We start from the raw sequence: 23029 nt of genomic DNA on the forward strand, positions 1-23029 counted from the left end.
GCGGACGCCGGCCGGGCCCGCCCCGCGTGGGACCGCCCACGGCGTCCGCCGTCTCGGGAGGGCCGGTCCCGTCTTACCTCCTGCTCACCCCCCATCTGAGCACAGAAAGAGCGAGGTAGCTCATGCGCACACCCCGCACCACGTCGCGACGCGCGATCGGTATGACCGCGGCCCTGCTGGCCGCGGGGCTCGGCGGGCTCGTCCCCCTGGCCCCCGCGGAGGCGGCGGGGACCACCCTCACCGTGAACGCCGCCCAGCCGATCAGGCCCGTCACCCACGTCGCCGCCGGCGGCCTGTACGGCCTGGCCGAGAACAGCAGGCCGGCCGACTCCACCCTGCTGCCGCTGAAGGTCAACTCGCTGACGCAGCCCGCTCCCGGCGTGGGCCAGCGGCCCAACGGCCAGCCGCCCGGCGGCGACGCGCTGCTGGTGGCGCCGCAGGCCACCCGGGTCGGCGCCGGGGAGTACATCCGGATGCCGGACATCTACCCCAACTTCCCCTACCGGTGGGTGAGCTGGAACGACTGGCTGGCCAAGGTGGACACGATGGTCCGCGCCCGCCTCAACGCGACCTCGGTGACCAACGTCGTCGGCTGGGAGCTGTGGAACGAGCCGGACTGGACGTGGAACACCGCGGCCGCCGGCTCCTTCAACGACGGCTGGGTGCGCACCTTCCGGGCCGTCCGGGCGCTGGACACCACGACGCCGATCGTCGGGCCGAGCACCTCCTACTACAGCCGCTCCTGGATGACGTCCTTCCTGAACAACGCCAAGGCGACCGGGACGCTCCCTGAGATCATCTGCTGGCACGAGCTGGGCAGCCCCAACAACATCGCGGCCAACATCGCCGACTACCGCGCGCTGGAGGCGTCGCTCGGCATCAGCCCCCGCCGCATCTCCATCAACGAGTACGCCGCGACGAGCGAGGTGGACGTCCCCGGCCGGATCGCCAGCTACGTGGGCAAGCTTGAGCGAGGCGGCGTCGAGTCGGCGCACCGTGCCTTCTGGTACGAGTACGGCACGATGAACGGCCTGGTGGTCAACAACAACCAGCCCACCGGCACGTGGTGGCTGTACAAGTGGTACGGCGACATGGCCGGCAGGATGGTCGCCACCACCCCGGCCAACCAGTCCGGGCTCGACGGCTTCGCCGCCTACGACGGCACGCGCAAGATCGTCAACGTGGTCTTCGGCAACGAGTCCGGCACGAACACGGTGCGCGTCACGGGCATCGGCGCGCTCGGCTCCTCCGTCCGGGTGACCCTGCAGTCGACCCCCTCCAACGGCCGATTCACCGCCGTGCCGGCGCCCACCACGATCTCCACGAGCACCTACCCGGTCAGCAACGGGGAGATCAGCGTCTCGGTGCCCAACATGTCCGCCACCAGCGCCTACAACCTGGTCGTCCAGCCGGTCAGCGGCGTTCCCTCCTACCAGCAGCGCTACGAGGCGGAGAACGCGTCGGTCTTCCGCGCGCAGCGGCTCACCGCCTCCAGCGCGTCCGAGGGCGGCTACGTCGGGCGCATCGACAACAACACGAGCGCGCACCGCACCGACAGCTACGTCGACTTCATCGTGAACGTGCCCACCGCCCGGTCGTACACGATGACCATCGGCTACGCCAACGGCACCGGGGCGACCTCCACGCAGGGGCTCGCCTACAACGGCAGCGCCTGGACGACCGTGAGCTACCCGCCCACCGCCGCCTGGGGCCAGTTCGGCGCCACGGTCGCCACGACCGTCACCCTGCGGGCGGGCTACAACGTGATCCGCCTCGCGAAGGGCTCTCCCAACTTCGCCGGTGGGACCGGTTACGCGGAGCTGGACTACATCCAGCTCACCTGAACGACCCCGCGCGGGATCGAGGCCTGACCGCGCGATCCCGCGGCCCAGACGACGGACCGAGCCGGTGTTCCGGCTTCGAAAGGAAGACAGATGGAAAGACGCCATGTGGGACGGCGGTGCCTCGGGGTCGCCCTGGCCGCCGTCACGGCGGTGAGCGGTGCCGCGGCGTGCTCGTCCGGGCCGCAGACCTCCGCCTCCTCCGGCCCGGACGCCGCGGGGTCGCCGGCCGGGGGCGGCACCTACACGATCTGGGACCCCTACCCGCAGTTCGACGACACCTCGGAATGGGTGAAGCTCCTCACGTCCTGCGGGACCGAGGCCGGCGTAACCGTCAAGCGGACGGGTTACGACACCACCGACCTCACCAACAAGGCGCTGCTGGCGGCCCAGCAGGGCAACTCCCCGGACGTTCTGATCGTGGACAACCCGGTGGTGTCGACGCTGGCCGAGGGGGGCGTGCTCACCACGACCGCCGAGACGAAGCTCGACACCTCGGCGGCCGAGCCCAACCTGCTGGCCGCCGGGCAGACCGGTGACAAGACGTACGGCGTGCCGATCGGGGCGAACACCCTCGCGCTGTTCTACAACAAGAAGGTGCTGGCCAAGGCCGGGGTGGACGCCGACTCGGTGAAGGACTGGGCCTCGCTGACGGCGGCGCTGGAGAAGGTGAAGGCGGCCGGCAAGAAGGGCATCACGTTCTCGGCGATCGGCACCGAGGAGGGCAGCTTCCAGTTCCTGCCCTGGTTCTGGGGGGCCGGCGCGCAGCTCACCAAGCTCGACTCCCCCGAGGGGGTCGCGGCGGTGACGCTGTGGACCGACTGGCTGAAGAAGGGGTACGCCCCCAACTCGGTCATCAACAACACCCAGACGACGAGCTGGCAGGAGTTCGCGACCGGCGACTTCGCCTTCGCCGAGAACGGCACCTGGCAGCTCGCCAACGCCGAGAAGGCCGGCTTCGACTACGGCATCATCCCCGTTCCCGCCAAGGACGGCGGCACCGCCCCGGCGCCGACCGGCGGCGAGTTCGTCACGATCCCGGTCCAGAACGACCAGGCACGCTACGCCGTCTCCCAGAAGCTCGTCACCTGCCTGACCAGCACCGACAACCTTTACACCACCGACACCACGCTGTCGTACATCGCGCCGACGGCCCAGGTGCAGGACAAGCAGGTGGCGCAGAACCCGGCGCTGAAGGTGTGGGTCTCGGCGGTCAAGGCGGCCAAGGGCCGCACCAGCGACGATCTCGGCACCAAGTACCCGAAGATCTCCGAGCCCATGTGGAAGGCGGTGCAGGCCGCACTCAGCGGGGCGCAGTCGCCGCAGGCGGCGCTGACCGCCGCCCAGTCCGCGGCGGCGAGCGCCACCCAATAGGAACGGCGTGGACGGGCCGGGGGAGGGCCCCGGGGCGCGTCGCCGCCCCGGGGTCCTGGGCCACCCCCGGACGTCCGCCGGATGAAGGGCACCATGAATCACGTGACACAGACCCCCGCCTCGTCCGTCGCGGGCGAGCGGCGGGGGCGGGCTCCGGTCCCACCGTCCCACGGCAGACGGCGCGCGGCCGTGCGGCGGCGGTGGTCCGGGCAGTGGGCGGCGTGGGCGTTCCTCGCGCCGGTCGTCGTCTACCTGCTGGTCTTCTACGCTTACCCGCTCTACAACAACCTGGACCTCAGCCTGCGCGACTACACCGTCCGGTCGTTCGTGCAGGGCGGCGCGCCGTTCACCGGGTTCGCCAACTACGGCAAGGTCTTCGCGGACCCGACGTTCGGTCCGGCGCTGTGGCACACGGTGGTGTTCACCGCGGTGTCGCTGGTGTTCCAGTTCACGATCGGGCTCGCCCTGGCGCTGTTCTTCACGCGGCACTTCCGGCTGTCGGCGACCCTGCGCGCGCTGTTCCTGGTGCCCTGGCTGCTGCCGCTGATCGTGTCGTCCTCGACGTGGTCGTGGCTGCTCAACAGCGATTCCGGCCTGGTCAACGCGCTGCTGGCGGCGTTCGGAGCGGCGCCGGTCAACTGGCTGACCTCGCCGGACTGGTCGCTGTGGTCGGTGACCATCGCCAACATCTGGATCGGCATCCCGTTCAACCTCGTCGTGCTGTACAGCGGCCTCCAGGCGATCCCGGCGCAGGTCAACGAGGCGGCCGAGCTGGACGGCGCCATCGGCTGGCAGCGGTTCTGGAAGGTGACCCTGCCCCTGCTGCGGCCGGTGTCGGCGATCACGCTGCTGCTGGGGCTGGTCTACACGCTGAAGGTCTTCGACATCATCTGGATCATGACCAAGGGCGGCCCCAGCGACTCGTCCACGACGCTGGCGACGTGGTCCTACCGGCTGGGCTTCGGGAACCTGCTGCCGGCCTTCGGCCCCGGCGCGGCGGTCGGCAACCTGCTGATCGTCATGGCCCTGGCGTTCGGGCTGGTCTACATCTACCTGCAGAGAAGGCAGGCCTTCGCATGAGCGCCGCACGCAGTTGGGGGAAGACCGCGATCGGGCTGGTGCTGACCGGCCTGATGCTGTTCCCGGTCTACTGGATGATCAACGTGTCCTTCACCCGCGACCAGGACATGCGCAAGAGCCCGCCCCACCTGTTCCCGGTCGACGGGACACTGGAGGGGTACCGGGCGGTGCTGGAGCAGCAGGGGCCCTACCTCGTCACCAGCCTGGTGGTCGGGCTGGGCACGGTCGCCGTGACGCTGCTGATCGCGGCGCCGGCGGGTTACTCGCTGGCAAAGCTGCGCCCGCGCGGCGGCGGGGCGCTGAGCTTCGCGCTGCTGATCGCGCAGATGATCCCGGGGATCATCATGGCGATGGGGTTCTACGCCATCTTCCTCAGCACCGGCGTGCTCAACACGATCCCCGGGCTCATCGTCGCCGACTCCACGCTCGCGGTGCCGTTCGCGGTGCTGGTCTTCACCGCGTTCATGTCCGGCATCCCCGAGGAGCTCCTGCAGGCGGCCCGGGTGGACGGCGCGGGGGTGCTGCGCACGTTCTGGTCGGTCGTGCTGCCGGTCAGCCGCAACTCCCTCATCACGGTGTCGCTGTTCGCCTTCCTGTGGGCCTGGTCGGACTTCATCTTCGCCAGCACCCTGGACCAGGGCGGCGACCACCAGCCGATCACGCTCGGCATCTACCACTACATCGGCAACAACAACCAGCAGTGGAACGCCATCATGGCCACCGCCGTCATCGCCTCCATCCCCGCGGCCGTCCTGCTGGTCATCGCCCAGCGTTACGTCGCCGCCGGCGTCACGGCCGGCGCCATGAAGGACTGATCACAACGGCACGCCCGCCGTGCTCCCGGTTCGACCCGGCGCCGGGAGTCACGAGGAGTCGTCCGGGCACCTGCCGCCGGTGTAGGGCACGTTGCCGAGGTCGGCGAAGCCCGGCAGCTCAGCGGTGCCGGAGCGGCTCGCCTGTGTGTACTGGACGGCGAAGAGCACCGGAATCGGCTTCGGGCAGGGGACGAGGACGTCGAAGGTGATCGTCAGCCAGGTCGTGGCGCCCCCGGGCAGGGAATGGTCGTCGCCCGTGGCCACGGGCGACAGCTGACCGCAACCGCCCCACGTCGCGCCCCTCGCGCGCAGGCCGCGGAGAGGGAGGACCGCCTGCGCCCGCCGCAGGGTCACGGTGGCCGTCGACTGGTTGACGATCTCTATGCCGAGTTGCAGTCGATCTTTCAGCTCGACCGAGCACCGTTCGCCGGTCCCGTCCAACGGCTCGGACAGGACCGGGGCGGCGGCCGACGACGACGGCGTACCCGGCGTCGCGGTGGCGCCGCGGTGCCGGCTGCCGACCAGGTAGCCGGTCATGGCCGCCGCGACGACGAGGACCAGAGCGAGCCCGACCGTGATCGTCCGCGGCGGACGCGACGGCTCGTCGGGCCCCGACGCGATGACGTCCGCGTTCCCCTGACCGAACTGAACCGGCGCACCCGTCACCGCGGGTCTCACGGGCCCTGGCCCAGGCTGGTCGCCGTCCCGCGCCATCATGAGTCGATCCTAGGCCGCCCCCCGCTGCGTGGACGACCAGCTGTGCGGGCGGTCATCCCGGAGCCGAGGCCCCCGCCGGAGGCACGATCACCCGGGGTGGCCGTGCGAGGGATAAGCGAATGCGACAGCGGGTTCGCCAGTGGCAGGATGCCATGAGTGGATCGGATTCTGCGCGCCGCGAGCGACCTGTTGGGCAGTGAGCTGTTCGATCCGGTCGATCTCGGCGGGAACCCGCGCAGCACCGTGCTGCGCTGCCGGACGGCCTCCGGCGGCAGCGTGATCGTCAAGTCGTACTCCACGGAGCCGGAGGGACTGCGCTCCTTCGCGTCCGAGGCGGCGGGGCTCTCGCTGCGACTGGCGGGGCCCGAGTTGCTGGGCGTGGACGCCGATGCGCCGCTCCTGGCGATGGCGGACCTCGGGCAGGCGCCGACGTTGGCCGATGTGCTGCTGGGGAAAGACCCGGAGATCGCCCGGGAGGGCCTGCTGGCGTGGGCCCGCGGGCTTGGACGGCTGGCCGCGGTGTCGGTGGACAGGAGCGCCGATCACGCCCGGCTGCGGGCTCGCTACGACAAGGGCGTCCCCTCCTGGGAGAGCGAGCCCTGGATCGAGCGGAATGCCGCCGGCCTGCTCGTATTGCTCGACCGCGCCGAGATCACGGTGCCACCCGGGCTGGCGGACGAGCTGGCTGAGATCGGAAACGCGGTCGGCGAGCAGTACTCGGCGTTCACCCCGGGCGACACCTGCCCCGACAACAACCTGCTCACCCGTGAAGGGCTGAGACTGATCGACTTCGAGTTCTCATGTTTTCAGTCGATCTTCCTGACGGCGGCGTACTGCCGCATGCCGTTCTCCACCTGCTGGTGCGTCTTCAGGCTGCCCAGGGAATTGGCGGGGGAGATCGAACACGCCTTTCGCGCGGAGATCGTCAGTGCCTACCCGATCCTCGCCGACGACGCGGTGTGGCGGACTGGAATGCGACGGGCCATCGCGGTCTGGACGGTGGACGCGACGGTGACACTGCTGCCACGCGTCCTGACGGAGGACAGGCCGTTGCACCGGACTCGGCGACCGGTCCCCACGATGCGTCAACTGCTGAGACATCGCTGGGAGATGCTGAGCACGATCGAGGACTCTCCGGCGCTCGCGCAGACCATGCGGCTACTCCTGCGGAAGGTCGCCGAAAGGTGGGCGGTGACTCCACTGCCCGAGTACCCCGCCTTCACCCAGGCCGACTTCGTCTCCGCCTGACCCGCCGCCCGCGCCGGCTGGACTTGTCATCGGCGTCCTACCGGCGTGGGTGACCGTGCGTGGTGCCCGCGGTGTTGCCGATGAGTTCGGTCTTGCTCAGGTTGGACAGATCCATCCGTCCGCCGGCCAGCGAGGCCGGCTCGATTCGATATCCCCGGCTGAGCTCGCCCTCGTCCCATGCGACGCCGTCCGAGGGGACTCGTGCCGGCCGGACCCTCGACGCCAACGGCACGATCACCGGCGTACGGCCGGGCGGTGCCCGGGCTCAACGGCGTGTGGTCGTCGCGGCGGGGAGCGAAGCAGTGCGCCGCGGTTGCTTATACGTGAGCTTGTTGCTACATACCTGCCCTTAGAGGAATTCGAGGTTATTATCTGCCCAGTTCCCCGCGATCAAGCGGGGCCCCGATCGGAACGAAGGTGGCGAGGTGTCCGAGCGCGGCGAGGATCAGAACGGGGAGACGCTGAATAAGGGGCAGCTTCCCGCGAAGATCGATACGACGAAGCCCAGCATCGCGAGGGTCTACGACTGGTTCCTGGGTGGGAAGGACAACTTCGCCATCGACCGGCAGGTCGCCGAGGCGGCGCTGAAGATCGCCCCTGGGGCTCAGCAGGCCGGGCTGCAGAACCGGGCCTTCCTGCGGCGGGTCGTGCATCACATGGCGGCCGAGGCGGGGGTCAGGCAGTTCATCGACATCGGGTCGGGCCTGCCCACGCAGGGCAACGTGCACCAGGTGGCGCAGGAGGTCGATCCGGCGGCCCGGGTGGTCTACGTGGACAACGACCCCATGGTGCTGGTCCACGGGCGGGCGCTGCTCACCACCGACGACAGCACGACGGTCATCCAGGCGGACGCGCGCGACCCGCGGTCGATCCTGGAGAACGATCAGGTCAAGAAGTTCATCGACTTCAGCGAGCCGGTGGGGCTGCTGATGCTGAGCATCCTGCACCACCTGAACGACCACGAGGATCCCGCGGGGGTGGCGGCCACGCTGCGCGCCCCACTGGTGTCCGGCAGCTTCGTGGCGATCTCGCACTTCTGCAACCCCGGTGACGTGAACCCGGCGGCGTCCCAGCAGGCCACGACGGTCGAGAAGGTCTTCAACGAGAACCTCGGCACCGGCCGCTGGCGCACCATGGACGAGATCATGGAGTACTTCGGCGACTTCGAACTGCTCGACCCGGGCCTCGTCCCGCTCCCCGAGTGGCGTGACGAGCCGGGCTTCTTCATCAAAAGCGCCCTTCTGTACCACACCTATTACGGCGGCCTGGCCCGCAAGCCCTAGACGAATCCCGGCCAGGCGCCGATCCGCACGCCGCACCTCGACCACCCCGCCCGCCGTCGACCCGGCCGAGGGGGAGGCGCTCGTTCCGGGGCGACGGCAGGCGGGACGATCGGGCCGATCACGGCGCGGCGAGTGGCCGGCGACGGCAGGGTGATCATGGCGGATGGTCGCCCTCGGCCGCCGTCGACGTCCTGCTCCAGGGATCAGTGCCGGCTCAGGGGGCGTCGTAGCCGATCCAGTTGATGTACCAGCCGAACTGCTGGGCCATGGCGGGAGTCAGCTCGCGGTCGTCGCGCCACTTGAGGTAGACGCTGAACTTGTGGGCGGTGATGTCGTAGACCGCGCTGGTGCCGACCAGGTCGTACTGCATGCCGCCGGCGCCTCCGATGGAGGTGAGGTAGACGGGATGGCCGGTGAACTCACCTGCGCTGGTGTCCACGTCGATGCAGATGCTGTCGGGAGCGTACGTCCTCCAGCCCTGCCCGGGGGGAGTCTTTCCCGTGGCCATTCGGCCGTGCTTCGCGAACACGGTCCCCCATTCATGGGTGCCCGCCCGATACACGTTCAGCCCCTCCTTGGGGAAGCTGATCCATCCGTCGTCATCGTGCCGTCCCTGCACCCATTTGGTGTTGACGCCGTTGACGTCGGCCTTGTCGGCGTGCACGGTTCCCCATCCTCCGCTTCCCTGGCGGACGTCGATCCCGTCCTCGGGGAAGGCGATCTTTCCGTCGCCGGGGCTTCGCCCTTGCACCCATCCGGTGTTCACGCCGTTGAAGAGGGCCTTGTCGGCCGTCACGGTGCCCTGCCCGCCCGTGTTGTCGAAGATCTCCACCCCTGTGTCGGTGAAGGTGACGCGCCCCTTGTGCGCCGTCCCCTCGACCCACGGTGTGTCGATCCCCTCGGTGGCGGTGAGCGATTCCAGTACGGGATGGCGCACCTGCACGGTGGTGGTGAGGAAGTGCTGCTTCGCGGTGATGGGATCGGTGGCGACGAGGATGTAGGTGGTGGCCCGCTGCGGGGTGGGCGGTGACCAGGTGCCCCCCGATACGGAGCTCCGCCCGCCCGGGAACACGATCTCGTAGGTCAAGTCGGGAGAACCGTCCCAGCTCAGCGTGAGGTTCTCTCCGGTGTCCAGCATCGCTTTGTCCGGACGGAAATCGCGCGGCGGCGGAATCTCCTTCGCCGTCGCCTTCACCAGCGGCACCGCCGCGTACTTGGTCTCCCACCCGGTATCGGTCTTCAGTATTTCTCTCACCATCAGCACGGGCACGCCGGCGGTGGGGGCGACGGTGACGTTCTCCAGTGTCAATAACATGTAGTCGCCGGATTCGAAAGTGTCTATGCGACCACTTTCGGGGGTGATCTCGAGAACGTTGGCGCCCTGCTGCTGGATGTTCACCGGCCGGGTGTCGGGCTCGACTCCGAAGTCCGTCTGTGTGCCCAGGGTGTCGGTGTACTCGCCCTTAAGATTTATGCTGCTGATTTCCCGGGTCAAGCGGCCGGCGCCGTCGCCGACAGGCACCCTCACCTCGATCCTCAACCAGGCCACCTCCTCCCCGGTGTTGGTGACCATCAGATAAATCGTCCCCGTGGACGGCGTCCGCCCGTCCACGGACGCCTCCAGCGACGTTGGATCGGTGAGGACGGTGTAGGTCAACGCACTCATTCTCAGAACTCCTTCTCCACGACGAACAGCGCAGGCCGATGCCCTGCGCATTACGAGAGAACCGGCCCGGGCAGAACAGGCGGCATTACGGGTAAGGCGTCCGGAACCGCCGCATGTGACGCGCCACAGAAGACCCTCCCTGAATCCAAACGTCAGGATGAGAGCCCAGCAAGAGGACCCCAGGGAGACATGACCATGCGCTTCAGCGACACCCTTAGCGCCTTGACAGGATTTCGTGTCATTCATCACCGGCCATTACACGGATTAAGTGCGGCGCCGGAGCCGCCATCCCTGGAAATACCGACATTCTCCGCAGAAGACACAATGACGGCGTGGCCGGATTCGGATCAATAAAACCGAAAACCAGCGTTGATCCAGACATGAAAAGGCGCCGCCGGGGGCGGTGCCTCAGTCGTCCTCGTTCATGTGCCACCCGACTACTCGGGCCGCATTGATCTATCCGCCCACCGATGGCGACGCCACGCAGGAGCCGACCTCGTGCAGGCGCCCTCGCGGACGATCTGCTCGATTTGCTCGATCTACTCGGCCGGCGACGAAGCGGAGGCCGAGCCGCTGTCGGCGACGGGCGGTTCGGGCCCTACAGTGAGCGGCGCGGGTGGGCCTTGGCGGCCGACGTCGCCGCGTGGGCCCATCTCGAAACCCTCATCGGATGATCCGGGAAGGAACCCCATTCCTGGCAGATCCACAAGTCTCGACCATGACTCCATTCAGCCTGGCCAGGAGGACCGATGGCTACCCGTTATCTGTACATCGCTCGCCATGGCGAGGCCCTGCCGGACGAGAGCGGCCTGAGTGAGAACGGGCGCCGCCAGGCAGTCCTGCTCGGCAAGCGAATACAGGGCCTCCCCATCTCGGTCGTCCACCACGGCCCCCTACCGCGGGCGGCGGAGACGGCACGTCTGATCGGTGAGGAACTGCGCGGCGTCCCCCTGCACGTCTCGCAAGCCGCCGGTGACTACGTCCCGCACTTTCCCGTCCGGGAGGAACTGCCGCCGGATTCCGCCGACTACCTGCTCGGCTTCCTCGACGGGTTCTCGCCGGAGGAACGCAGGCAGGGCCCCGTGCTCGCCCGGGAAGCCATAGAACGATTCACCGGCCCGGCGGACGGTGGCGACGTTCGCCATGAGCTGGTCGTCACCCACAACTTCCTGATCGGATGGCTTGTCCGGGCGGCGCAGGATGCCCCGAGGTGGCGCTGGCTCGGTCTCAACCACTGCAACGCGGCCTTGACCGCCATCCGCTACACGCACGGCCGTCCGTCCTCCGTGCTCTTCTACAACGACATGGCCCACTTGCCCCCCGAACTACGCTGGACCGGCTTCCCCCCCGAGCTGCGCGGATGACACCCACGGCTGAAGCAGGCCGCCGACGCCACGGCTGGACTGAGCAGAACCGATCAAGATCCGGGCCGCGAAGTCTCGATGGCAAGACATCGCTGATGCGGCGGTTGGGTTGGGGTAAGCGCGGACGCGTACGTAACCGATGAGCCGGTTCGGCGTCGGAGGTTGTCGATCGCGGGGATCGGTGCCTCCGGCGAGGGGATCTGTCGGAACGGGTCGAAGATCTGCTGGCGGAGCGGTTCAGTCGGTCAACGTGACTTCCACGCTCTTGGACACCGGCCCTTGATCGCTGTCGTCGATCGAGATGACAAGCACCATGCCTCATGGGTGCGTCTTCTCGAAGAGCTGGAGGGGCCGCTCCTGCTTCCTTCGACCATCTTGATCGAAGCAGGGGGGACCGTTAACCGGCATATAAGGGTGGAGCGGGTGACGGGGATCGAACCCGCGCTGTCAGCTTGGGAACCTCCAACTTATTCAGCCCTGGGCCGGGAAGCGCTGACCTGCGCGGAGTGCGCGCAGCGGCGCTGATGGGAACGCCTCTAGGGGACCGTCCCGCACAGGACGATGTTCCTCACTCTCACGCTCGTCTTTCTCCCCTGCCCCATGGGGGCGGGTCCCCCGGGGGAGCGCTCCCTTTCTTCTTCCATGCGACGCTGGGCCTCCGCCTCCTTCACGAGGCGAGCTGCTTCGGCCTGAGCGTCGGGACCGCATCGGGCTTCATACTCCGCGCGTGCCCGCTCGAAGTCGCCGAGTGGCCCTGATGCTCCCGCCAGCGCTAAAGCCGGCACCACCAGAACACTGAGAATGCGCACAGCAGCCCTGACCATGTACTGCGACCTCCAGGAAGCGGCACTGTGACATCAGGGGCCTGCACCCTCCGCGCCCTCCGAGACGGTGGGCCGGGCTGACGAAAGCGGCCCGGCCCTTCGATCGTCGTCAACCGGTTCGGTGACCAGCCACATCGCGATCGTGACCTGTATGGGGTCTTGGGGGGCGCCCCACACGCTCTAGTCGCGCTTGGGCCAGGTCGGGCCCTGGTCGGTCCAGATGACGCCCTTGTTGCGGCACAGGCAGAAGGGGTGGCCGATCGGATCGGTGTAGACCCGCCAGCCGTAGCCTTCGGGGCCGATGAAGTCCTGCTGCAGCGTCGCGCCGAGGTCGAGGACGCGGCGCTCCTCGGACTCGATCTCGTCCACTTCGAAGTCGAGGTGGAACTGCTTTGGGTGCTCGCCGTCGGGCCACTGCGGAGCGCGGTAGTCGTCCACCCGGATGAAGGCCAGCTCGACCTCGCCGAACTTGATGCCGGCCCAGTCCCCGTCGCTGTCTTCTTTGATCGGGCGGCCCGTCACCTCGGAGTAGAAGGCCGCCAGCTTCATCGTGTCCGGACAGTCGATGATGAAATCGGTAAGTCGCAGCATCCAGCGAGCCTGTCACAAGATCAAGAGAGCCTAGAGCCTGCACCCAAGCTGTTCTCCATGTGGAAGCAGCGCCGGCGCCGGCGCGTCCCTTGTCTTGCTCTCGACCGCACGACCTGGCGGTTGACCTTCTGGAAGCCATCCAACAGGTGATCGTGATACTGACGGTCTTCCGCAAGACCCAAAGACGGGACGTGGCACGCGATCAAGCTTCGGATGATGTGCGAACCTCTGTTCACACGCGACATGGCGTTCAGTCAGAGACGGTGCACACGCTGGACGGTGAGCCGCGCCGACCCTGCGGTACGGGGGTACGGGGCCCACGCGGGCTGGTACAAATGCGGCATGAACGAACTCGCCGGCTATCCCCCACAGCCGAACGTGCGGCCGGCCCGGCGGGTCTACAGTCGGAGGTTCCGTGTGTGGGCCCATGTGCTCCTGTGGACGCCGATCGCGCTCACGGTGGTCGGTGTCGTCCTCGGCCTGGGGCTTTTCGCGGCCGCTGATGCCGACCCGACGCACAGTTCGTCCGCGCTCGGCTATCTCGGCCTCGTCGTGTGGGGTGGCCTCGCGGTCCTGTCACCGGTCCTGGTCGGGTCGTTCATCGCCGGGTTGGTCATGCTGATCCGCGCGCGCAGCTGAGATCGCGGCGGGACGCGGCCCGCCTCGACATGCTCCAGGCCGGCCGCCTGGACGATGTCGTGGCCACGCCGGTGGTCGACGGTGATCGTCTCGGCGGAAATACCGAACCGGTACTTCACCACTCGAAGAGCCGATCGGTGAAGGCGGGCAGGTCATGCTGCCCTGAGGTCCTGCCGTGGCCGGCCGTCGTGACGCAGCCGGAGGCGACGCCGGGGATGCGAGCGCAGCACCGGGTGGAGGTTCCAGCCCTGCTCCGAGGCGACGCGCAGGGCGTAACCGGCGCCGGCGCCCCGGAAGTAGTGTGCGCCGAGTTCCAGGTCGCGGTGGTACTCGCGACGGTACTGGGAGGTCTCCACGCGCCGGGTCTGCTTCTCGATGCGCCGGTCCACGCGCGCCTGGTAGTACGCCGTGTCGCCCTCCCGCACCAGCGCCACCGGGGTCACGCACCAGAGCGGGACGAACGGTATCTGGCCCAATGTGGCGTCCAGCATTCGTATCGCGCCGTTCTCGGCACGCGGCACCATATCGACGATCAGCTGGGCCACCGGCGCTATGCAGTGGAGGCAGATCGCGAGGACGACCCACACCACCCACCACAGCGGCAGGAACACCAGGGTCAGGGGGAGAAGCAGCAGCCAGCGCAGTGCCGCCGGGCGGACGGGAATCGGCCCCCAGGCCGGGTCGTCGTAGTCATGCACGGATGGTGTCTTCCTCTCGGGCTCGCCATCGCTCGACGGTGCGCCCGAGAGCCTACGCCGAGGGCCGACCGACCCGCACGAAGCGGCGGGCCGCGCCGGCCCCGGCATCAGCGAGGGTCCGGCCGGTGTCTCTCACCACGACCGAACACCGAGATCGGAAAGGTCGAAGAACAAGGGTCGGTATGGCGGTGACGCTCCACTGGTTCAGCCCGTGTCTCGTTTTTGATCAGTCGTTAGACCGGTTGTGACGACGTTCTGGACCGGCTGGTTCCTGGGTGGCCAGCACCGCTGGGTGGAGGCGGGATGGGGCCACGAGAGCGCCGTCCGGCGTACAGCCAGGCTGGCTGCCGAGGCGGTCGCGCAGCTCGTGGAGCATGACCGACGGCAACGTCAGGCGCGGCACCTCATCGACCGTTGGAAGTTGGACCCTGAAGGACTCGACCAGGCCGCGATCGCTGGGAGTCGAGGCCATATCGGGTGACGTATCACCCGAGGACGGGGGCGGCAGCACAGTGATCACCCATGGGGCAGGCTGCGAGCGATCTTTCCTCGATGACTGTGCTGCGTCTTGCTGGGGGACGAGCAGACGGAAGATGCGTCGATAAGTCTGGCAAGGGGCTTGGCGGCTCGGCTCTGAAAGATCAAAGCCCAGGATCCGAATGCGTCGGGTTCTGGGCTTTCGTTGTTGGAGCGGGTGACGGGAATCGAACCCGCGCTGTCAGCTTGGGAATCATCTACTGACCTTGCCGCCCTGAGCTGGGGAAACAGGGGTGCAGGTCAGGGCGGGTCGAGTCCCCGTGATTCCCCCTGAGTCACCGTGGTTCCCTGCCTGTCTGGCACGCATCTGGCACGCGAGCCATGGTGTGCCGGCCTTGGCAGGGGGTGAAGACGCCGCCGTTCAGCAGGAAAACTGTGGAGGTCGCTGCGCCAGGCTGTTACGAAGGGCGAAGGACAAAAGGACGGGTGAGAGGTGGCGGGCAACGTGGAAACGATCGGGAAACTTGTGATCGGCGATGTGCCGATCGTGGCGGAAGACCATGGTGGGAACGGCAGGGACGTGCTTCTCCTGCATGGTGGTGGACGGACACGCACGGATTGGGACGTCTTCGCGGGACTCCTCATGAGCGCCGGGTTCCGGCCGGTGTCCATGGACCTGCGTGGTCATGGTGAGTCCGGTACTGCGCCGTGGTCATGGGAGGAAGCGTTGGCGGACGTCGCTGCCGTCGTGGAGGAGTTTGGACTTCACCGGCCCATGATCGTCGGGCATTCCTTGGGGGGCATGGTCGCCGCGTTGTGGGCCAGAGAGCATCCGGAGTGTCCGCTCGCGGTCAACCTCGACGGTCACGGCAATCCGACACGACCTGGGCAGTTCCTCGGTCTGGACGAGGTGTCGGCGGCACGTGCGTGGCAGGAGATGAGCTCGTTTCTGAGCGAGATGGGGCAAGGGCTCTCTGAGTCATTTCTTCAGGTCATGCGCGAGATAGACGCTCTCGACCTTTTCTCCGCCTACCGTTCTGCGCGTTGTCCGCTGCTTATTGTCAGCGGTGATGCGAGAGCATTTGCAGGCATGTTTCCTGAGCATCTCGTCCCCGCCTGGAACGCGTACTGCGCATGGGTAGAGCACGAGCTGGAGGCGACCGTGCGAGAGGCGTCGCTGGTGCGTACGACATCCCTGCTCACCGGACATGACCCACACCGCGAGGACCCAGAGGGGCTGTTGCGTCTCCTGATCGGAGACCTCGCTCGGTGTAACGAGGAATCTTGGAGCGGGTGACGGGAATCGAACCCGCGCTGTCAGCTTGGGAATCGTACCGATCGGGCCACGTAGAGCCGCTGACCTGGGAGTGAGGCTGGTCCTGAGTGACTGTGGTTGACCCCTCTTCACCCTGTCTAATTGCACGCTAATTGCACGACGATCATGATGGGACCCTATGGAGGACTACCAACGGGCGTTCATCGGACGGGTGGTCGAGCGCCTCGATGCGTACGCGGCGGGTGAGGTGACGTTGCCCAAGGTGGTGGAAGATCTCCGGGGGTTATTCGAGGTCGCCGACCCTCGGGAGTGGGCCATCCGGGATGCGTTCGAAGATCTGTGGGTGGATCTCGACGCCGAGTGTGATCTGAGGACGGAGCTGTGGGCGCCGCCAGGGTTGGCCGACGATGCTCACCTGCGCCGGACTATCGATGCGCTTCGCTCCTGGGCCTCGCGGATAGCGGACGGAGCACCTTCCAGGCGAGGAGTTACAGACCCGTTGAGCTGACTTGGGTTGATGCCAGTGTGGTGTGGAGCGGCTGACGGGAATCGAACCCGCGCTGTTAGCTTGGGAAGTCTCTCCCGATCACCGCTCCTATCTGGGCTATGACTGACCTGCATCATCACCAGGGACTTCCCACGACTCCCCGTCATTCCCTTTGATCACCGCTCCGTCGGGCACGCAACGGGCACTTGGGCTGCCTGCTGACGGTTTTACAGGGCGTCGCGGTTTCGACTCGCCAAAGCGCCCTGGCCTGAGGCTGAGCCGTACGACGAGCTTGCGCTCGGCAGAGTCTCCGGTCTCCTCGTCCTGCTCCCGTCCTAGCAAGTTGGCAGCGCTCCTCGGCACACGCTGGCACCATGAGAGCACCGGGGGATGCTCAGCAACTGTCACGTTCCCGTCAGAAGGGGGCTCATTGGGATCGCGAAAGCGCAAGGCTAGCCGAAGCATCATTGTCGATGACGTCGATGGAGTTCATGCGTTCTTGGCTCGCATGGGTCGCTTTATGGATGGCTTGGTGCCAGCTGATTCATGGCACGATATCGAGCAGCAGGCGACCTCGGTTATCAGTCATCACGTATCTAAAATGATCCATTTGATGGCAAATTATGATTCCTATGATGTTCTAGAGCTCGTGCGCCAACATGAGGTTCCCATAACCCTGAGTGATTATAAGGAATCTCAAGATGAGGGCTTAGCTGCGATTATCGACATCGTGGCGTTGGTCGCCCTTGGCATGGGCCTGCCAAGACACTCCGGTGAAGATAGACAGCATAACAATCCACCTCCTAACGAGTTCACTGAAGCTCTATGTGGACATGCCAGACAGATCGCTAAATTGGTGATGCTGATGAGCTTTTCCATCCGTGAGGGACAGGGTGAAGATTCGCTAGCTGATCTGTCTGGCCAATTGCGCTCAAGCGAACTCATGGTCCGCGGGAAACACTATGAATCCATCGGCACCATGTTGAATGATGGAGTGTTAGGTGCAGCCCACGTCCAACAGATCTTGGAAGGTGTGCTTGGCTTCAGTTATGAAGATATCAAAAAGGTGTCGGTAGCCATCCGTGAGCATTATCGGGAAGTCAAGGAAACGTTATTCGCGCGCATAGGTGAGATGGCCCTGCAAGAGCGCTCGAACGACGAGCTCAGTGTGGAGGAGTTGGACGAGGCTCGTCGGGCAATCTCGGACGCATTTTTCTTCCCCGGAAAGTCTAGCTCTTTCGGCGCCGACCGCATAGCAGAACGCGCTGGAGTTTCTGTCAGTAAAGCGAAACTTATTCTTTCAACATTCAGTGCGCATGCATCGCAGGACCCTCCAGAGGCGCTAATCTCGAGATTCATTAACGGAGCTAACCCTCTCGCTGGGCTCGGTCTTATTATGGACGCAGACGGTTCGTGTCTTATGCTGCAGAATGGAATCCAGGTTGATAGTGTCAGGCGTATCGTCGAATCGAAGATCAAGGGCACCAAAAAATGGGATTCCTATGGTAGGAATCGAGATAAGTTTGCGGAGCGTTTCGCGTGCGAGAGGATTTCGTCCCTGCTGCTGGTTGACGGACCCACGTTCACGAGCCTCAAGTATCTAGCCCCATCGGGTGACGATTTGCAGTGCGATCTTTCTTCGAAAGCTGTAGATCCGCAGAAGTATACTTTGGTCGCCGAAAGTGATGCACTTTTCATCGTTGACGATCTCGCGATTTGCGTAGAAGTGAAAGCTGGCTCTATCACAGACAAAGCTAGAAGTGGGAATGTGCAACGTGTTACTGATGATCTAAAGAAGACTATAGGAGAGGCTACGCGACAGGCACAGCGATTGGAGTCGCTGATACTTACCAATCGTGGCCTGTGGCTAGATAGCGGCAAGTGGTTGGATCTCTCAGGCGTCCGAGAAGTTCACTCCATCGTGGCCTGCCTGGACGATTTTGGTCCGCTGGCAATTGCTGCGGACGCCCTTGTGCGCTCAGGTCTACTAACGGGTACGTCCTTGCCATGGATCGTCTCGTTGCATGACTTGGTGGTCGTAGAAAAGATCCTGACCACGCCAGCCTCATTCCTGCTCTATTTGAGGCGACGGACCGAGCCTCAAGCCGCTAAATCGTTTGTTGCCGCCGACGAGTTAGATGTTTTAATGTGGTACATGCGTGGAGGTCTATATTTCGAAGCCGACCCGGATGAGTTGTATAAACGTCATCCGGCGTCGAGGCCGCCAAGTGCGCGCGACAGGGCGCGATACAAGAATCAAAGCCGCACCCGAATATCGACTCTTACGGATGACCTTGATGCATGGATGTATTATGAAGAGGGGCTAAGTGATTCCGTAGCTCCTCGTCCTGCTAGGAATGACAATCCGGATATTGAGGAAATTGTCACGTTCTTGCAAGACGGGAAGAAGCCTGGATGGTTGCGGTTCGGCGCTGATCTGCTCGACCTCTCTGCATCTACTCAAGCTGCCCTAGCCCGTGATATGAAGGATGTCGTCAATCGCACCCGAGCCGATCACCAGTTTCATACTGCAGTAGAAACGTTCATCAGCCCATGGGGTCACGCTGCCATATTCGTTGCATCACAGCCGATCAGCTATGTGGAGGCGTTTCAGCGATTGGTGATCTACATGAAGGCGAAGAAATATCAGTTACAGGCCGATCGGGCTCTGGGGCTGCTGCTCGCCGAGAGCGGTCAGGTAGTGGGGGTAAATTATCTCAATGACCCGTTCGTGCATGATCCTGAAATGGATGAGATTGTACTGGAGATGCATCTCATTTCTCCTGATGTCATGAGAAGACCGGTTCCGCCTTCTGCAAAGAAGAAGTCAGCGCGAAAGTCGCAAGGGAAGGCAAAAAAGAAACGGAAATAGTTTGACAGGGAGGGGTAGAGGCTCCTTGATCTCAGTACGGTCTCATAACTGTTCGGTGGGCCGGGGCTGAGGAACGAAGTTCCGGACCTTCGATCGCCCCTAACCCGTGTGATGGCCGGCCACAGCATGGCGATCGTCGTGCTGTATCTGTGCGGCGGCGGCGCGTCCCTGGTCGGCGGGTGCGGCTTGGTACGGCGGGCGCTGAGTACGGCGGGCGGCCCGCGTTCCCGCCGCCGGCCGGGACCGGCGCCCACGCCGCACGCCCGGCCGGGCGGAGCGGGCGGCGGGCCGTGCGGCGGCGCGGAGCGCCGTCGCCTTGATACCTATAAGCACGATTCTGCAGCAGCTCAAGGATGCGCAGACATGGTGGTGCGAACTATTATGACCGAGCGTCTCGCAAGTCGTCATTAAAATCTGCCGCTGCTGCGATTAGCCATTCGGGGGCATTGGTGTCAAGTTCGACGTCCCCAAAGGTGGCTGCTAGTAATGTATTGAACAGACGCTTTTTCTCTTTGATGCCTAAGGTGAATCTGTCGCAAATGTGCGCGTAGGTTCCGGCGATTTTTTCCCAACACTGGATCTCATCCTCTCTCTTGTCTTTCTGGTCTCTCTGAAAGTCGGAGACTATCTCATCCCAGGTCTGCGGGAACACTTCAGATAGACTTGCCTGCACTAGTCGCAGCCTTCTAAGTTGCGACTGCTCCAATGGCTCTCTAAGTGTCGGCCATCTTTCCATTTGATTGAGTGGGACGTTTTCCATGTTTTCGTTCTCAAGTTGACGTCTGGCTAGGCGTCGTGTGAGCTGGCTAAACTTATCCGGAGTGGCTGCCCTCATTATTTCTATCGCGACGTGAAGTGTAGGTTTGCCTGTCGCGATCAGTGCGACCTTATCCGCGAGGTGTGGACTATACTTTGTTACGTCCTCTTGAGTTACGTTGTGCCAGATTGGTAGTATCCTCTTCCTGTGGCCAACTTCGAGCGTTATGAGACTTCTGAATTCGTATTCGGGCCAGGGTTTGCGTATAAAGTCGGGGCTTATGATGACCAAGCCGTAGTTCGACTCATTCAATCCCTTGTCGATGGAGGCTGAAAGGCTGTCTCCAACGGAGAGGGTGTATTCGTCGTACCAGACGTCAACCCCGAGCTGCCCTAGGGTGTGTGCGAGAGGACGTGCGAGGTCCTGCTTATCTTCGGATGCGTGAGAGATGAAAAGATCGTGACTTGCCATGTCTCCTACAATGGTCGCAAATTGTTATTTGCGTTGCCTGATGGGCCGTGTCTTACGGTCTCTTTCGGCTAGTCGAGAAGCTCAAGATGGCGCGTTGCAAGTGCTCGACGTGCAATTACGTAGCGGTCGTGGAATTCTTGGGCGAGGGCTTCGCGGCGGTAGGTTTGGCGTAGGACTCGGTCTAGGTCGCCGGCTCGGTTGACGAGGTCGGTGAGGGATTTGCGTTCGATGTCGAATGCGGTGAGGCCCTGGTCGACGGCGGCGTCTAGGTTGCCTCTTCTGGCGTGGATGATGCCGAGGTCTATGTGGGCGTCGGCTACGCGCATGGGGGCGTTGTGGGTGCCGTCGGGGCGGGTGTGGATTTGGATGGTTTCGAGGGCGTGTTCTTCGGCGCGGTCGTTGTCGCCTAGCCAGGTGTAGGCGGTGGCGGCGTAGAACATCCATTTGGCGTGGTCGAACACGAAGTGATTGTCAGGGTGTTCGGGGGTGGGGAGCTTGGCGAGGATGTCGGCTCCGCGGGTGAGGGCCTTGTCGGCTTCGCGGCGGTCTCCCATGCGGGCCAGGCCGCGGGCTTCCTGGAGGGTGAGTTGGACCATGGCGTTGCTGAGGCCGGCGGCGTCCTGGCCTTTGCGGGCTGAGGTGACGACGTCTTCGTAGCGGCCTTCGACCAGAGCGAACCATGCGGACATCTCGTATGCCCATCCCATGAGTTCGCCGTGGCCAACCTGGCGGCCCATCTCGTAGGCGGCGCGGCGGGAGGTTTCTGCTTCTTCGCGTTCGCCTAGGTCGTAGTGGATGCAGCCGAGTAGGGCGGTGAGCCATCCGGTGATGACGAGGATTTCGCGGTGCTGGGTGAGGGTGAGCCGGCCGGACAACAGGCGGGTCACTTGGGCTAGGCGTTTCTGGGTGCGGTCGCGCAAGGTGGCGGCGGGGACGACCGGGTAGGCGCGGCAGAGTAGCTCGACGGCTTCGGAGAGAGCTTCGAGGGTTCCGGGGCCGACGTCGGATGCCTGGAGCTGCTGGGCGAGTTCCATGGTGCCGTAAAGGTTCGCCTCGGCGCGAAGGGCGTCGGTGGGGAGGATCTGCGCCTCGATGAGCCGGCTGTTGCGGCGCTTGGGGGAGAAGCCCAGGTCTTCGACGGGGAGGCCGGTGGCCTGGGTGAGGGCGAGACGGTAGGGCGTGTGGGGCCAGGAGACTTCGCCGGCCTCCCATCTGCGGATGCGTTCCTCGTCGCAGTTCAGCCCGTCTTTTACGCCGGTCGGTGTGGCGTTGATGCGGCCGGCTAGTTCGGCTCGTGTGAGGCGGTGCTCGTTGCGCCAGGCACGGAGCTGCACGTTAGGGATGGTGTCGGCCATCTCCGGGCAATCCTCCCGTTCGGGGGGCCACGAGGGGCGAAAAGGGGACTGGCTTGGGGGTCCCGCGCTGATCCGTTCGCTGTTTGTCTTGCCGTCAGGCAACCAAGGTACGTCAGACCGCCTTCCGCCGTAGGGAGCGCGGGCGCAACCAAGGAGATGGCGACGGTGACCCGGCCAGTCGAGACGAGTGAGGCGGCCCCCTGTTCCTTATGCCGGGGGCGTGGCAAGAAGCTGTGCAACTCCAGGCGGGGGCTGTTGCTTCCCGTTGACGAGGGCGACGGCCACGTCCGTGAGGAACGCGACTGTTTGGACTGTCTCGGCACGGGTGAGCAGGGGACGGTTTCCCGCTCAGCGTGAACCGGGTGTGTCCGCACTTAGTCCACCCAATCGCGGCGCGGCAACGGGGAGACGCACGGACTTCCTAACGAGAGAGGGCAAGCGCATGACGACAGGGCGTCTCCTCGGCGTGATTGATCTGATCGGTGTCCCGGAATCGGTAGCTCGCGCACGGGAGTACGTAGGGCAACGGCTGGGCGGAGGCCATCCCGCTCTGGCCGACGTGACGTTGCTCGTCTCCGAAGTCGTCACCAATGCCGTCGTGCATTCGGACTCTCGGAACGGAGGGTTGGTCACTCTCGCAATCGCCGATTGCTTCGACCGCATTCACGTCGATGTAGTGGATGCCGGTGGTGGCACGGCGCCGTGCGTCGGCGGTGACATGTTCGCCGAGAGTGGCCGGGGCCTGATGCTGGTAGAGGCCATCTCGCACCGATGGAACGTCTACGAGGACGAAGCCGGGCGGACGGTGTGGTTTCAGGTCAAGTACAAGGCCGGCCGGGTCCCTCGGCAACGCAGTAGCGGGGAAGCGGCATCAGGCCACGAGAGTGCCGTCCGGCGCACGGCCAGGCTGGCTGCCGAAGCGGTCGCGCAGACCGTTGAGCGTGACCGACGGCAACGCCAGGCGTGGCACCTCATCGACCGCTGGAAGTTGGACCCCGAAGGACTCGACCAGGCCGCGCAATCGCTGGGAGTCGAGGCCATATCGGGTGACGTACCACCCCAGGACAGGGGCGGCAGCACAGTGATCGCCCATAGGACAGGCTACGAGCGATCTTCCCCCAATGACTGTGCTGCCGCCTCTCTGGGGGACGAGTAGACGGAAGATGGGTTGATAACTCCGGCAAGGGGCTTGGC

The 23029-nt window shown here is 65.1% G+C and carries 18 protein-coding genes; 12 read left to right on the plus strand and 6 right to left on the minus strand.

Annotation, left to right across the window (positions count from 1 at the left end; genetic code table 11):
• The first annotated feature begins 122 nt into the window (after positions 1-122).
• The 4 genes from PYR91_RS15895 (at position 123) to PYR91_RS15910 (ending at position 5110) form a co-directional block, all read left to right on the plus strand.
• Positions 123-1844, plus strand: coding sequence for a CBM35 domain-containing protein (locus PYR91_RS15895; RefSeq protein ID WP_279780579.1), 1722 nt, complete (start codon positions 123-125; stop codon positions 1842-1844).
• Between the two features lie 90 nt (positions 1845-1934).
• Positions 1935-3215: an extracellular solute-binding protein gene (locus PYR91_RS15900; RefSeq protein ID WP_279780580.1), complete on the plus strand. Its 1281-nt coding sequence runs from the start codon at positions 1935-1937 to the stop codon at positions 3213-3215.
• 102 nt (positions 3216-3317) lie between these two features.
• Positions 3318-4295 carry a sugar ABC transporter permease gene (locus tag PYR91_RS15905; protein WP_279780581.1) on the plus strand — a complete coding sequence of 326 codons (978 nt, stop codon included), beginning with the start codon at positions 3318-3320 and terminating at the stop codon, positions 4293-4295.
• On the plus strand, positions 4292-5110 hold the full coding sequence (locus tag PYR91_RS15910; protein WP_279780583.1) for a carbohydrate ABC transporter permease: 819 nt from the start codon (positions 4292-4294) through the stop codon (positions 5108-5110). Before PYR91_RS15905 ends, PYR91_RS15910 begins: the two co-directional genes overlap by 4 nt.
• 48 nt (positions 5111-5158) lie before the next feature.
• On the opposite strand, the gene PYR91_RS15915 is transcribed toward PYR91_RS15910, so the two are convergent.
• A complete protein-coding gene (locus PYR91_RS15915) occupies positions 5159-5776 on the minus strand; it encodes a hypothetical protein (RefSeq protein ID WP_279780584.1) in 618 nt (205 codons plus the stop codon).
• Positions 5777-5983: 207 nt separating this feature from the next.
• Here PYR91_RS15915 and PYR91_RS15920 point away from each other — a divergent pair, with 207 nt between their 5' ends.
• Both PYR91_RS15920 and PYR91_RS15925 read left to right on the plus strand, forming a co-directional pair.
• Positions 5984-7075 carry a hypothetical protein gene (locus PYR91_RS15920; protein WP_279780585.1) on the plus strand — a complete coding sequence of 364 codons (1092 nt, stop codon included), beginning with the start codon at positions 5984-5986 and terminating at the stop codon, positions 7073-7075.
• 425 nt (positions 7076-7500) lie between these two features.
• Complete coding sequence (locus tag PYR91_RS15925; RefSeq protein WP_279780586.1) at positions 7501-8358, plus strand: SAM-dependent methyltransferase; 858 nt, start codon at positions 7501-7503, stop codon at positions 8356-8358.
• Between the two features lie 214 nt (positions 8359-8572).
• Here PYR91_RS15925 and PYR91_RS15930 read toward each other — a convergent pair whose 3' ends face one another.
• Entirely contained in the window at positions 8573-10024 is a 1452-nt protein-coding gene (locus PYR91_RS15930) for a hypothetical protein (RefSeq protein WP_279780587.1), read from the minus strand.
• A 749-nt stretch (positions 10025-10773) separates the two neighbouring features.
• Here PYR91_RS15930 and PYR91_RS15935 point away from each other — a divergent pair.
• Positions 10774-11388, plus strand: coding sequence for a histidine phosphatase family protein (locus PYR91_RS15935; RefSeq protein ID WP_279780588.1), 615 nt, complete (start codon positions 10774-10776; stop codon positions 11386-11388).
• Between the two features lie 1004 nt (positions 11389-12392).
• Here PYR91_RS15935 and PYR91_RS15940 read toward each other — a convergent pair.
• A complete protein-coding gene (locus PYR91_RS15940; protein ID WP_279780589.1) occupies positions 12393-12803 on the minus strand; it encodes a VOC family protein in 411 nt (136 codons plus the stop codon).
• A gap of 342 nt (positions 12804-13145) precedes the next feature.
• Between PYR91_RS15940 and PYR91_RS15945 the strand changes: the two genes are divergently transcribed.
• Positions 13146-13442, plus strand: coding sequence for a hypothetical protein (locus PYR91_RS15945; RefSeq protein WP_279780590.1), 297 nt, complete (start codon positions 13146-13148; stop codon positions 13440-13442).
• Between the two features lie 152 nt (positions 13443-13594).
• On the opposite strand, the gene PYR91_RS15950 is transcribed toward PYR91_RS15945, so the two are convergent.
• Complete coding sequence (locus PYR91_RS15950) at positions 13595-14140, minus strand: hypothetical protein (RefSeq protein ID WP_279780591.1); 546 nt, start codon at positions 14138-14140, stop codon at positions 13595-13597.
• Between the two features lie 970 nt (positions 14141-15110).
• Here PYR91_RS15950 and PYR91_RS15955 point away from each other — a divergent pair.
• The 3 genes from PYR91_RS15955 to PYR91_RS15965 all read left to right on the plus strand — a co-directional run bounded on the left by PYR91_RS15955 (position 15111) and on the right by PYR91_RS15965 (position 19252).
• Positions 15111-15914 carry an alpha/beta hydrolase gene (locus tag PYR91_RS15955; RefSeq protein WP_279780592.1) on the plus strand — a complete coding sequence of 268 codons (804 nt, stop codon included), beginning with the start codon at positions 15111-15113 and terminating at the stop codon, positions 15912-15914.
• A 157-nt stretch (positions 15915-16071) separates the two neighbouring features.
• Positions 16072-16401 (plus strand): hypothetical protein, encoded by a 330-nt coding sequence (locus tag PYR91_RS15960; RefSeq protein WP_279780593.1) that lies wholly within the window; start codon positions 16072-16074, stop codon positions 16399-16401.
• A 409-nt stretch (positions 16402-16810) separates the two neighbouring features.
• A complete protein-coding gene (locus tag PYR91_RS15965; protein WP_279780594.1) occupies positions 16811-19252 on the plus strand; it encodes a hypothetical protein in 2442 nt (813 codons plus the stop codon).
• A 379-nt stretch (positions 19253-19631) separates the two neighbouring features.
• On the opposite strand, the gene PYR91_RS15970 is transcribed toward PYR91_RS15965, so the two are convergent.
• The gene (locus PYR91_RS15970) at positions 19632-20480 is read right to left on the minus strand and encodes a toll/interleukin-1 receptor domain-containing protein (protein WP_279780595.1); all 849 of its coding nucleotides are present in this window, start codon (positions 20478-20480) and stop codon (positions 19632-19634) included.
• A gap of 68 nt (positions 20481-20548) precedes the next feature.
• The gene (locus tag PYR91_RS15975) at positions 20549-21835 is read right to left on the minus strand and encodes a hypothetical protein (RefSeq protein WP_279780596.1); all 1287 of its coding nucleotides are present in this window, start codon (positions 21833-21835) and stop codon (positions 20549-20551) included.
• Between the two features lie 466 nt (positions 21836-22301).
• Here PYR91_RS15975 and PYR91_RS15980 point away from each other — a divergent pair, with 466 nt between their 5' ends.
• Positions 22302-22991 carry an ATP-binding protein gene (locus tag PYR91_RS15980; RefSeq protein ID WP_279780597.1) on the plus strand — a complete coding sequence of 230 codons (690 nt, stop codon included), beginning with the start codon at positions 22302-22304 and terminating at the stop codon, positions 22989-22991.
• Positions 22992-23029: the final 38 nt, after the last annotated feature.

This window comes from Sphaerisporangium sp. TRM90804, from assembly GCF_029846175.1.
In the GTDB taxonomy this organism is placed as follows: Bacteria; Actinomycetota; Actinomycetes; order Streptosporangiales; family Streptosporangiaceae; genus Sphaerisporangium.